At 33.3% G+C, this 11,818-nt stretch carries 12 protein-coding genes; 3 read left to right on the top strand and 9 right to left on the bottom strand.

Annotated features, from left to right (window positions below; genetic code table 11):
* Positions 1–52 precede the first annotated feature (52 nt).
* The 3 genes from Q4487_RS16205 (at position 53) to Q4487_RS16195 (ending at position 2,772) form a co-directional block, all read left to right on the top strand.
* On the top strand, positions 53–343 hold the full coding sequence (locus Q4487_RS16205) for an HU family DNA-binding protein (RefSeq protein WP_013620605.1): 291 nt from the start codon (positions 53–55) through the stop codon (positions 341–343).
* A gap of 271 nt (positions 344–614) precedes the next feature.
* Positions 615–2,165: a ribonuclease E/G gene (locus Q4487_RS16200; RefSeq protein WP_100896809.1), complete on the top strand. Its 1,551-nt coding sequence runs from the start codon at positions 615–617 to the stop codon at positions 2,163–2,165.
* A 127-nt stretch (positions 2,166–2,292) separates the two neighbouring features.
* A complete protein-coding gene (locus Q4487_RS16195; RefSeq protein WP_303545171.1) occupies positions 2,293–2,772 on the top strand; it encodes a regulatory protein RecX in 480 nt (159 codons plus the stop codon).
* 8 nt (positions 2,773–2,780) lie between these two features.
* Here Q4487_RS16195 and Q4487_RS16190 read toward each other — a convergent pair whose 3' ends face one another.
* From Q4487_RS16190 to Q4487_RS16150, 9 genes are all read right to left on the bottom strand, one after another.
* On the bottom strand, positions 2,781–3,638 hold the full coding sequence (locus Q4487_RS16190) for a cupin-like domain-containing protein (RefSeq protein WP_303545169.1): 858 nt from the start codon (positions 3,636–3,638) through the stop codon (positions 2,781–2,783).
* Positions 3,639–3,779: 141 nt separating this feature from the next.
* Entirely contained in the window at positions 3,780–4,874 is a 1,095-nt protein-coding gene (bioB, locus tag Q4487_RS16185) for a biotin synthase BioB (protein ID WP_100894681.1), read from the bottom strand.
* 134 nt (positions 4,875–5,008) lie between these two features.
* Positions 5,009–6,430 (bottom strand): flotillin family protein, encoded by a 1,422-nt coding sequence (locus Q4487_RS16180; protein WP_303545165.1) that lies wholly within the window; start codon positions 6,428–6,430, stop codon positions 5,009–5,011.
* 4 nt (positions 6,431–6,434) lie between these two features.
* Entirely contained in the window at positions 6,435–7,013 is a 579-nt protein-coding gene (locus Q4487_RS16175) for a hypothetical protein (protein WP_100894679.1), read from the bottom strand.
* Between the two features lie 61 nt (positions 7,014–7,074).
* Entirely contained in the window at positions 7,075–8,229 is a 1,155-nt protein-coding gene (locus tag Q4487_RS16170) for a beta-ketoacyl synthase N-terminal-like domain-containing protein (RefSeq protein WP_303571910.1), read from the bottom strand.
* 2 nt (positions 8,230–8,231) lie between these two features.
* Positions 8,232–9,497 (bottom strand): adenosylmethionine--8-amino-7-oxononanoate transaminase, encoded by a 1,266-nt coding sequence (gene bioA / locus Q4487_RS16165; RefSeq protein WP_303545726.1) that lies wholly within the window; start codon positions 9,495–9,497, stop codon positions 8,232–8,234.
* A 137-nt stretch (positions 9,498–9,634) separates the two neighbouring features.
* Positions 9,635–10,249, bottom strand: a complete 615-nt coding sequence (bioD, locus tag Q4487_RS16160; protein WP_100894676.1) for a dethiobiotin synthase — start codon at positions 10,247–10,249, stop codon at positions 9,635–9,637.
* Between the two features lie 12 nt (positions 10,250–10,261).
* On the bottom strand, positions 10,262–10,636 hold the full coding sequence (locus Q4487_RS16155; RefSeq protein WP_303545721.1) for a DUF2007 domain-containing protein: 375 nt from the start codon (positions 10,634–10,636) through the stop codon (positions 10,262–10,264).
* Positions 10,633–11,793, bottom strand: a complete 1,161-nt coding sequence (locus Q4487_RS16150; RefSeq protein WP_303545718.1) for a pyridoxal phosphate-dependent aminotransferase family protein — start codon at positions 11,791–11,793, stop codon at positions 10,633–10,635. Before Q4487_RS16150 ends, Q4487_RS16155 begins: the two co-directional genes overlap by 4 nt.
* Positions 11,794–11,818 lie beyond the last annotated feature (25 nt).

Genomic DNA, 11,818 nt, shown 5'->3' with positions numbered 1-11,818 from the left:
TTAATTTATATATTTGCAACCCGAAAAAACAAGGACATAATATATACTGACAATGACGAAAGCAGATATCGTATCGAAAATCTCAGATAAACTGGGTATTGAAAAAGGAGATGTACAGGCTACTGTTGAAACTTTTATGGAAGAGGTTAAAACTTCATTAGAGAATGGAGATAATGTTTACCTAAGAGGTTTTGGTAGTTTTATTATTAAAACAAGAGCAGAAAAAACTGGTAGAAATATTTCAAAAAACACTACCATTAAAATACCAGCTCATAACATCCCTGCATTTAAGCCTGCAAAGGTTTTTGTTGAAGGTGTAAAGAGCAACGTACAAGTAAAATAAAACATAATATTAATTAAAAAGTAGATTTTATGCCTAGTGGTAAGAAAAGAAAAAGACATAAGGTAGCTACTCACAAGCGCAAGAAGCGTAGAAGAGCTAACCGACACAAGAAAAAGTAGTTGTTAACAACTACTTTTTCGTTTTAAAAACGTTCATTGACATAGAGATTCTAACGAAAGAATTTCAGCGGGTAAATTTTACCCGCACAACTATTGTTTAATCCATTTAACTTACCTAATTATTAGGCAGAGTTAAATAAAAATTGATTCAGGTGAATAAAGAATTAATCGTAAGATCTGGTTCTAACGCTGTCGATTTTGCCTTAACTAAGGACGGAAAACTAATAGAACTTCACAAAGAAGAGGACAATAACAATTTTTCTGTTGGCGATATATTTCTTGCCAAAATAAGAAAACCCGTTACTGGCCTTAACGCTGCATTTGTAGATGTTGGTTATGAAAAAGATGCATTTTTGCATTATCATGACCTTGGTCCGCAGTTATCTTCTATGCTGAAATTCGTAAAGGGAGCAAGTACTGGAAAATTAAAAGATTTTTCATTAAAAGACTTCCCTTTTGAAAAAGATATTGATAAAGACGGTAGCATTAACGATGCTATAAAATCTAATCAATCCTTATTAGTACAAATTGTAAAAGAACCTATCTCTACCAAAGGACCACGAATTAGCTCCGAGCTTTCATTAGCAGGACGTTATGTGGTTATGGTACCATTTTCAGACAGAGTTTCTGTTTCTCAAAAAATAGAAAGCAAAGAAGAAAAAGAGAGGTTAAAAAGACTTGTAAGAAGCATAAAACCAAAAGGTTTTGGTGTAATTATAAGAACCGTTGCCGAAGGCAAAAAAGTTGCAGAGCTAGACAAGGATCTAGAAAACTTACTGGACAAATGGACAGTAATGTGTAAAAAATTGTATAAAGCACCTCACCCATCTAAAGTATTAGTAGAGCTAAACAGAGCATCATCTATACTTAGAGACGTATTTAACGACACCTTTACAGGAATACATGTTGATGATACAACGCTTTACAATGAAATAAAAGATTATGTGCAGGAAATTGCACCAAAGAAAGAATCTATTGTAAAATTATATGAGTCTTCCGTACCAATTTTTGAAAAATTTGGAATAGAAAGACAAATTAAAACTTCATTTGGTAGAACTGCCTCTATGAGTAAAGGCGCCTATTTAATAATAGAACATACTGAAGCCCTACACGTTATAGATGTTAACAGTGGTAACAGATCTAATAAGGCAAAAAACCAAGAAGATACAGCATTAGAGGTAAATATGATTTCTGCTACAGAAATAGCCAGACAATTACGCTTACGCGATATGGGAGGTATTATTGTTGTAGATTTTATAGATATGGGCAAGCCAGATCATAGAAAAAAACTTTTTGATCATCTACGTGATGAAATGAAAGATGACAGAGCTAAGCATAAAATTTTACCACCAAGTAAATTTGGACTTATTCAAATAACAAGACAAAGAGTAAGACCAGAAAGGAACATTAAAACAATGGAGAAAAACCCTAGCGGCGTAAATGGCGCAGAGGTAGAAGCTCCTATAGTTTTAATAGATAAGATTAAATCCGATTTAGAAAAACTACTAAACGGCCCTGCAAAAGACAACGATGTTATTCTACACATACACCCGTTTATTGCAGCATATCTTACAAAAGGATTACAATCCATTCGTTTCAAGTGGTTTATGGAATATAAAAAATGGGTTAAAGTGCAGCCTAGAGACGCATATACGTATCTAGAATATCGCTTTAAAAACAAAAAAGGTAAAACCATATATTAAAATATACCTTTACTTAAAAAACGGTTTGTTATATAGATCTTCTCAAAACCAAAAGAGCTATATAAAAAATAAGCAAAAAGCGACCTCAGCAATGTGGTCGCTTTTTTTGTTTACGTACATTTGTAATATGAGTCTACAACCCTCTTACACTATTAAAGAAGCAACTAAAAAATTAGAGCAGTACTGCGCATACCAAGAACGTTGCCACAAAGAAGTTACCCAAAAACTAAAAGATATGGGGATGATTACAGATGCTAGAGATGTTATAATTACTCATTTAATTAAAGAAAACTACTTAAACGAAGAGCGTTTTGCTCAAAGTTTTGCTCGTGGAAAATTTAATATTAAAAAATGGGGCAAAAATAGAATTGTAAACGAACTAAAGTTTAGAGACATATCTATTTACAATATTAAAACAGCTTTAAAAGAAATAGAAGACAATAAATACATAGAGACATTAGATGCACTTGCCACTAAAAGAGCTAATGAAGTTAAAGAAACCAATGTATTTAAAAAAAGAAAAAAAATAGCAGACTATTTACTATACAGAGGCTGGGAAAGTCATTTGGTTTACGAAAAAGTAAAAGAACTTACTCCTACCAATTAAACAACACATTACTTTAATGCCTTATTTGTATCTATTATAGATTTATTATTTTTCCAATCTATCCATTTTTGACCTTTAATTCTACGCATTAGATTATCATAATTACGCATTATAAAGACATTGTAGAGCGCTGTACTTAAGTTTTTAGGGTTACGCGCTATTGCCCGCAAACTCATAGAAAAACCTGGCGTAATATACTTCATATAATGCCAATAGCCCTCTGGCATATACAGCACTTCTCCGTGTTGCAATGTTGTTTTAAAACCTTTAGCATTTTTTAGTGCTGGCCATTTACTATAATCTGGGTCAGAAAAATTTATACTCTCGTTTGTAATTAAAGAATGTGGCACTTTATATAAGTGTTTATTCTGAGACTGATCAAAAAGAACCACCTCTTTATCTCCTTCAAAATGAAAATGAAAAATATTAGCTAAATCAATATCATAATGCATAAATGTATGAGAATCTCTACCGCCAAAAAATAACATAGGAAGACTTTTCATTAATCGTAAGCCAAAGTCTGGATACGTAAAATCTTTTTGTAATTGAGGAACTTCCTTTAAGATATTCCACAAGAATATACGGAATTTAGTAGGCTCTTTTTTAAGCAAATCTATATAATCTGCCATTTTCATTGTGGCGTGTGGCTCATTAAAACCATCTTTATAATCTACAGGTCTATCATCATAAAGCGGCACAAGTTTATCTCCCGCTACAGTTTTCATATATTCTAAATTCCATTTAGAATACGCAGGCCACTCTTCAATAAAACGTTCAACAACTACTGGTTTTTGAGGCTTAAAAAAGTGGTTTATAAAATCTTCTTTGGTAATGGTTTTTACCCTTGGAATATCTTGTAACTGCAATAGAAATTATATTAAATAATAGATAAAAATAAAAAATACGATTTAAATAATTCTTAAAATCATTTAAAAACCTAGAATAATTAAGAAACCGCTATCTAATTATAAAATTAAATAGCGGCTTTATATAACTTGATGTTTTAATTATTTTGTAAGCTTTGCTTTTTCTTTAGCAGCCTCGTTACGTTCTATTTTATGACCCGGTCTAGACCATTTTGGTTTTTCACCTAAATTTTGATACTCAGAATCCTGAGCTTCTACTGTTTTTGGTTGAGAAACTTTAGTAAATGGTTTTTGCGGATTTAAACCTAACATCTTAAACATTTCCATATCCTCGTTTACATCTGGATTAGGAGTAGTTAATAATTTATCTCCTGCAAAGATTGAGTTGGCACCTGCAAAGAAACACATTGCTTGCCCTTCTCTACTCATTTGCGTACGCCCTGCAGATAACCTAACCTGAGTATTTGGCATAACAATACGTGTGGTTGCAACCATACGCACCATATCCCAAATAGATACCGGCTCTATATCCTCCATTGGTGTACCTTCTACAGCTACTAATGCATTAATTGGCACAGATTCTGGTTGCGGACTTAAAGTAGATAATGCAACTAACATACCCGCTCTGTCTTCTAAAGCTTCGCCCATACCAATAATACCACCACTACAAACAGTAACATTGGTTTTACGTACATTTTCAATAGTATCTAATCTATCTTCAAAAGCACGCGTAGAAATTACATCTTTGTAATAATCTTCAGATGTATCTAAGTTATGGTTATAAGCATACAAACCAGCTTCAGCTAATCTTTGCGCTTGGTTTTCAGTAATCATACCAAGTGTACAACAAACCTCCATATCTAGTTTGTTTATTGTACGTACCATTTCTAGTACCTGGTCAAATTCTGGTCCGTCTTTAACATTACGCCAAGCTGCCCCCATACAAACTCTAGAACTTCCAGAAGATTTTGCACGTAAAGCTTGTGCTTTTACCTGTTGCACAGACATTAAATCATTGCCTTCTACATCTGTATGATACCTAGCCGCTTGTGGGCAATAACCACAATCTTCAGGACAACCACCTGTTTTTATAGATAACAAAGTAGATACTTGTACTGTGTTAGGATCGTGTTCTTGTCTATGAATTGTTGCTGCCTCATACAGTAAATCCATTAACGGTTTATTATATATATCTAAAATTTCTTGCTTGCTCCAGTTGTGTCTTACTTCGCTCATACGATTATTTTAAATCAGTTGTCAAAAATAGCCTATTTAGTAATTAAATCCCAATAAAGGTTTTTAAATAACAAAATGAACCAAAAGATATAATCTAATGGTTCATTTTACATATAAATATCAAAAAACGTTTTTTATTTATTTTCGTCTTTTTTAGATGATTTCTCTTCTACTTCTACCGCCTCTACATCTTTACCTTTTAAATACTCTGGCAATTGCATACCAGCCATATTAAACATCTCTTGTAGTGGTGGTACAGATTTATACATACCAGAGATAAAGTTAGCTGTAGAACCTTTACCATCTGCAGTTTTTGCTCCAGAATCCCAAACAGTAACCTTATCAATTTTAATATTTTTAATAGCTTCTGCTTGTGTTTTAACCAATTCTGGTAACTTATCTGCCACTAATAATAATACTGCATCTTTAGGATTGTCTCCCGCAGCTTTTACAATTTCATCTAAACCTTGTGCTTGCTTAGTTAAAACCTCTAAAATACCTTGTGCTTCTGCTTGCGCTTTAAATAAGATTGCATCTGCTTCACCTTTTGCTAAACGTCTTGTACGCTCTGCATCTGCTTCTGCATCTATCTCTACTTTTTTCTTATCTATCTCTGCAGGTACAACTATATCTGCCATTTGTGAACTACGCACACGTTCTGCTCTTGCAAGTTCCGCATCTTTTTCTGCCGCATAAGATTCTTCTAATGCTTTTGCAGATTGTACTTTTTCTGATGCAATTGCCGTACGCTCTGCTTCTGCTTCTCTTTGACGACGTAAAGAATCTGAATTTGCAACATTAATTTTTGCAATGTTTTCACCTTCTACAGCTTGTGCATTTGCTGCTGCTACTTGTGTACGCTCATCTTGTAATGCGTTAGCTTCACCAATAGAACCATCTCTTGTTTTCTCTGCTACAGATTTACGCGCTGCATTAATTGCGTGTGCAGCAGCTTCTTTACCTAAAGCTTCAATATATCCAGACTCATCAACAATATCTGTAATATTTACGTTGATTAATTTTAAACCAACCTTTTTTAATTCCGTTTCTACACTCTGAGATATGTTAGTTAAAAATTTATCTCTATCGTTGTTAATTTCTTCAATATCCATAGAAGCAACTACCAAACGTAATTGTCCAAAAATAATTTCTTGTGCTAAATCTTGAATTTGACTCTGACCTAATCCTAATAAACGCTCTGCAGCATTTTGCATAACTCCAGGCTCTGTAGATATACCAATTGTAAATCTTGAAGGTACGTTTACACGTATATTTTGCTTACTTAATGCATTTACTAGGTTAACCTCTATAGATATAGGTGTTAAATCTAAAAATTCATAATCTTGTACAACTGGCCAAATAAAAGCGGCTCCACCGTGTATACATTTGGCCGAATTTCCTCCGCCCACTTTACCGTACACAACTAAAATCCTGTCTGAAGGACATCGTTTGTATCTACGTATAAACGAGATCACAATTATAAAAAAGAACAAAATGGCTACTGCAATACCAATTAAACTGGCATTACCGCCCAACTGTAGGGGTACTAAAATCATATGGTTATTTATTTAATAATTTAACAATTAAAATTCCGTTATCTGTAATGTCTTCTACTTTAACAACATTACCCTGTGTAAGATTCACAGTTTCATCTGTAAGTGCTTCTAGCTCGCGCAAAGACCCTTGCACTGTTATACTTACTTTACCTATAAAACTTCTGTTTGCACCTATAGTCAAGTACACTTCTCCAACTTGACCTAAAGCATTTTTTAAGCGTAGTGTTCCGCTACTTTGCAATTTACTTAGGTAATAAAATAATGCCGCCATAGACAGCATCATTAATAAACCACAAATAACAGAAATTAGTATCGTTAGCACATTAGAAAAGCCTGCTTCTATACAAGCAATGCCTGTCCATCCAAAAATGGCAAAAAATCCTGATAAGTTTTTAATAGATAAAAATTGAAATCCAATTCCCGAATCACCTTCTATTTCTGCATCTACATCACCGTCTACACCATCTACATCACCACCAATTAAGGTTAGCAATAAAAAGACAATCATTACCACAGAGCCAATTAAGGCAATACTCCAGTACACTTTTGGAAACAACTCTAAGCTTGCATACCATTCTCCCATAAATAAAAATTTAGTTTGGTTTGTGAAAGATAATAAAATACAACTTAGCTAATGACTAGTTTTAAAAAGTTTTTTGCAATAAAATACTTACAGCGTTACCACCAAAGCCAACAGCGTTTATTAGCACCTTTTTTATACTCTTTGGAGTTTCTGCATAGTTTACAAAAGGAACTTTTATAAATTCTTGTTTTTGCAACATTGCTATTGCTAGCTCTATACTTAACATCCCTGAAGCGCCAAAAGAATGACCTATCTTCCACTTATTTGTAGTTAAAGAAGGTATTTTGTTACAAAAAACTTTATGTATTGCTTCAATTTCTGACAAATCTCCTTTAATTGTGCCTGGCGCATGCATTACAATAACGTCCACATCGTCCAGATTTACTCCTTCTAAAGCCATTTTCATAGAACGTTGAAAACATACAGCATCAGAAGAAATAGAAATATTATGTTTTAAAACTTCTGTAGCATAACCAACACCTATAATTTCCGCTAGGGCATTTTCTTTATTCCCGTTCTCTATACCAATTACCGCAGCTCCTTCTCCCAAAACCATAGTATTTTGGTCTTTTGTTACATCAAAAGCTTTACAAGGATATGCTTCTGTACCTCTTGCATAAATTTTTAAAGCTTTCATTTGCGCAATGGTAAAAGGCGTTAAAGGAGCCTCACTACCACCTACTAAAAATTTATTTGCCATTCCGCTTTTTACCCAAGCAACACCATTTAATAACGAATGTAATGCTGTAGAACAAGTAATAGAGTGTGATATTTCCGGACCCTGCGTTTGCAAATCATGAGCAACCCAAGAAGAAATATTACCCAATGTAGTTGTTGGTGATGATAGGGTTGATGCTTTATCTTTTTCTAAAAACTCTGTATGATATTTTTCAAACAAAGCTGTAGCTCCGCGTGAAGATCCAAAGTTTACACCAAAATTATCTTTTGAACTCCAACCGGCTTGCTTTAGTGTTTTTCTTGAAGCATACATAGCAAACAATACAGTATCATCTAAACTTTTATACTTTAAGTCAGAGTTTTTTAAAGCTTCTATTTCTTGCTTGGCATCATCATTTAAGCCAGCAACCCAACTTTTTTGACTGCCTATATTTTTTTCTTCTAATAAATGCGCATCGTTTTTATAACTCTCCCAAACTTTATCTAAAGAAGTTCCTAAAGGAGAAATAGATGCCAGTGCCGTAATGTAAATACTCATACTTAAACTATTTCTAGTGCTTCTTTAATTGAGTTGTATATTTTTTGAAGTTGCTCATCTGTAGTTACAAAAGGCGCCAAAATGTAAATTGTATTTCCTAACGGACGTAAAAACACTCCAGAATCCATAAAATGCTTAAATAATTTATCTCTTAAATTACCGTAGCGCTCCATTTTTATATTAAGATCTAATGCATAAATAACACCCAACTGTCTTGTTGTTGCAACTTTAGGATGATTTTTAACCTCTTCATTAAATTGCTTATGGGAAGCTATAATTCTAGCAATATTATCTTGCATTTCTGCAGACTTAAGCAACTCTAAACCTGCTAACGCAGCAGTACAAGCCAAAGGATTTGCAGTGTATGTATGCCCGTGAAATAATCCTTTAGAAATATCATCATCATAAAAAGCATCATAAACTTGTTGCGTACAACTAGTAGCTGCCATTGGGACCAAACCTGCCGTTAATGCCTTAGACATACATATAACATCTGGCTTTACATCCATATAATCAGAAGCAAAAAACTTACCTGTTTTACCAAAGCTAGTCATTACCTCATCTGCAACTAAAAGAACATTATGTTTTTTTAAGGCTGATAAAATTTTATTTAAACCTTCTACATTATGCATTTTCATTGCTGCTGCTCCTTGTACAAGAGGCTCATACACAAAACCTGCAATAGCTTTAGTACTAACCAAATCTTCAATTTGCAATAAAATAGCTTCTATATTTTCTTCTGTGGGTACAGGAATACGCTCTACATCTATAAAAAAATCTTCAAAAGGACCGTTATAAACAGATAAACTAGACACAGACATTGCACCAAACGTGTCGCCATGAAATCCGTCTTCAAAAGCTAACATTACATTACGCTTTTCGCCTTTATTAAAATGATATTGCAATGCCATTTTAATTCCTATTTCTACCGAAGTAGAACCGTTATCTGAGAAAAATAACTTCTGCTGATTGTTTGGCAATATTTTTATTAACTCTTCAGACAGTTCTATAGCTGGTTTATGCGTAAAACCACTAAACACAACCTGGTCTAACTGTTGCATTTGCGTCTGAACTTTTCCTAAAATATAATCGTTACAATGTCCGTATACAGAGGTATACCATGAAGATATTCCGTCTATATAATCTTTTCCTTTATCATCTGTTAACACTGCCCCTTTAGCCTTTACAATTGGCAACATTGTGCTATGTAATTTATGCTGGGTTAACGGGTGCCACAAGTGTTTTTTATCTCTCTCTGTAAGATTCATAAGCTGTATGCCATCCTATTAGTATCAGGATTTATGGCATTTAATTTATTAGTAGATTTCTAAAATGTGTTTTTGCAATATTTTACACCACACAAATAGCTATTATTTTTTGGCAAATATACAAACCAGCCTAGATTTTATAGGTTATCTCTAAACAAATCTGCGTATTCTTTTATCACATTTTTATCAAAATACGGTTCTTCTTCTATACGGCCTATAAGTTTTGCATTTGTTTTAGACAGTATAATACTTTCTGTTGTTTTATGTTCCTCTCCACTAAAAATTATAGACACTTTAAAACCACGCTCTTCTAAATAATTTACCGTTAATAAAGTATGATTTATACTGCCTAAATAATGTCTAGAAACCACTACAACTTGGTAACTAGGATCTATAATATCTAATATGGTATCATTATTATTTAAAGGAACTAATAAACCACCTGCGCCTTCTATAACCAGGTGATTACTTGTTTTTGGCGCCACTATTTTATCTACTTCTATTACCACACCATCTATTTCTGCTGCTGCATGCGGACTCATAGGTGTTTGCAACGCGTAACTATTTTTATGTATTACCGTTTTAGAATTAGAGATAAAATCTGCTATTTTATGACTGTCTGACGTATCTAAATCTCCCGCCTGTATTGGTTTCCAGTAATCTGCTTCTAAAGCCTCTGTTAGTATTGCTGAAGCAACCGTTTTACCAACCTCTGTAGATATACCAGTTACAAATATTTGTTTTGTTTTCATCTTATTACTTATTTAAGAAACTATATTACAGTTAAAACAACGAAACTTTCGTTTTTCAAAAAAAGGAAACAATTTGTAAAAAATTCCCTTTCCTGAATAATACCCTTCTAGTTTTTCTGCTTTACAATTTGGGCACGCTAAAGGTTTTCCGTTATCATCTACTGCATAGCTTCTAATTTCATTATAAATTTCTATTGCCTTTTCTTTGTCTTCATTTAAAACCAAAAGTTTAATTCCGCCAATTGCATTACTAATTAGCGGGTCTGAGTTTACCGTGTTTTCATCTTTTAAAAACACCTCAATACCTTCAGACTCTAGCTTGCCTTTTATAATAACTGTATCTGCCAAATACTCAAATGCAGCTAACTTGTAAAATTTCTGACTCATTCTTTTATATAATTACATAAAACGGTTATTACTTTTTCTATTTCTTTTGGTGTATTGTATGCATGCAAGCAAAAACGCAATCGCTCTTCTCCTCTTGGTACTGTTGGCGATAATATAGCTTTTACATTAAACCCATTTTCTTCAAGCTTTTTCGCAATATCTTTTACTTTATTATTTCCTGATATTAAACAACATTGTATTGCAGAATCACTTGGTATAAAATATTCTTTTAACCCGCGTTGATCAACTTCATTTTTAAAAAACTGAACAGCATTTTGCAGAAGTTGTTGCTGCATTTTACCATCTTTACGTTCTAAAAAGTAGTACGACTGCAAAATTGAAGCTACACTATGGGGCGCTAAAGCTGTTGTATATATAAAGCTACGAGAAAAATTAACCAAATAGTTTTTTAGCTCTACACTACCCAATATAGCTGCACCGTGACAACCTAATGCCTTACCAAAAGTTATAATGCGTGCAAAAACCAAGTCTACTAATTGTAATTCTTGCACCAAACCCTGACCTAAATCACCAAAAACACCAACGGCATGCGCTTCATCTACCACAAAAAATAACTTGTGATTTTTACAAAACAATGCCATTTCTTTTAAGTTTGGAGAATCGCCATCCATAGAAAAAATAGATTCTGTTACTACGTAAATAGCTGCTTCATCATCTTTTATTGCAGATGAATGTCTTTCAACTAATTTTTCTAAATCGGACAGGCTATTATGCTTAAACTTATAACTCTTAGCATTACTCATTGCAATACCGTCTCTTACACTTGCGTGTATATATTCGTCATAAAAAACCAAATCTCCGCGTTGAGGAACACAACTAAAAAAACCAATATTAGCATCATAACCAGAGTTGTATACTATTGCTGCTTTAGATTGATGAAATAATGCCAATTTAGACTCTAGCTCATCGTATAAATTATGATTCCCAGAAAGTAACCTAGAACCAGTTGCTCCGTTTTTTAAAAAATTATGGTTTATTAAATATTGATGCGTAGCGTTAAAGATTATAGCATTGCCAGAAAAACCTAAATAATCGTTAGAAGAAAAATCTATTAATTGCTTAGTCACAGGCAATGTACGCAAAGACATATTCTGTTGTCGTTCTTCTAATTTTTTCTGAAGTTTTTGTGGTAGCATTTGGCAAAGATACAAAGAGATGGAT

It is taken from the genome of Cellulophaga sp. 3_MG-2023 (assembly GCF_030546975.1).
GTDB lineage: Bacteria > Bacteroidota > Bacteroidia > Flavobacteriales > Flavobacteriaceae > Cellulophaga.
The sequence above is the reverse complement of the archived record's forward strand: the minus strand, read 5'-3'. Positions and strand labels throughout refer to the sequence as shown.

What these genes read in the sequence shown, in the direction of transcription:
- Q4487_RS16205 (WP_013620605.1), top strand. Translation starts at nt 53, where the DNA reads ATGACGAAAGCAGATATCGTATCGAAAATCTCAGATAAACTGGGTATT.
- Q4487_RS16195 (WP_303545171.1), top strand. Translation starts at nt 2,293, where the DNA reads ATGAGTCTACAACCCTCTTACACTATTAAAGAAGCAACTAAAAAATTA.
- bioB (WP_100894681.1), bottom strand. Translation starts at nt 4,874, where the DNA reads ATGAGCGAAGTAAGACACAACTGGAGCAAGCAAGAAATTTTAGATATA.
- Q4487_RS16180 (WP_303545165.1), bottom strand. Translation starts at nt 6,430, where the DNA reads ATGATTTTAGTACCCCTACAGTTGGGCGGTAATGCCAGTTTAATTGGT.
- Q4487_RS16175 (WP_100894679.1), bottom strand. Translation starts at nt 7,013, where the DNA reads ATGGGAGAATGGTATGCAAGCTTAGAGTTGTTTCCAAAAGTGTACTGG.
- Q4487_RS16170 (WP_303571910.1), bottom strand. Translation starts at nt 8,229, where the DNA reads ATGAGTATTTACATTACGGCACTGGCATCTATTTCTCCTTTAGGAACT.
- bioA (WP_303545726.1), bottom strand. Translation starts at nt 9,497, where the DNA reads ATGAATCTTACAGAGAGAGATAAAAAACACTTGTGGCACCCGTTAACC.
- bioD (WP_100894676.1), bottom strand. Translation starts at nt 10,249, where the DNA reads ATGAAAACAAAACAAATATTTGTAACTGGTATATCTACAGAGGTTGGT.
- Q4487_RS16155 (WP_303545721.1), bottom strand. Translation starts at nt 10,636, where the DNA reads ATGAGTCAGAAATTTTACAAGTTAGCTGCATTTGAGTATTTGGCAGAT.
- Q4487_RS16150 (WP_303545718.1), bottom strand. Translation starts at nt 11,793, where the DNA reads ATGCTACCACAAAAACTTCAGAAAAAATTAGAAGAACGACAACAGAAT.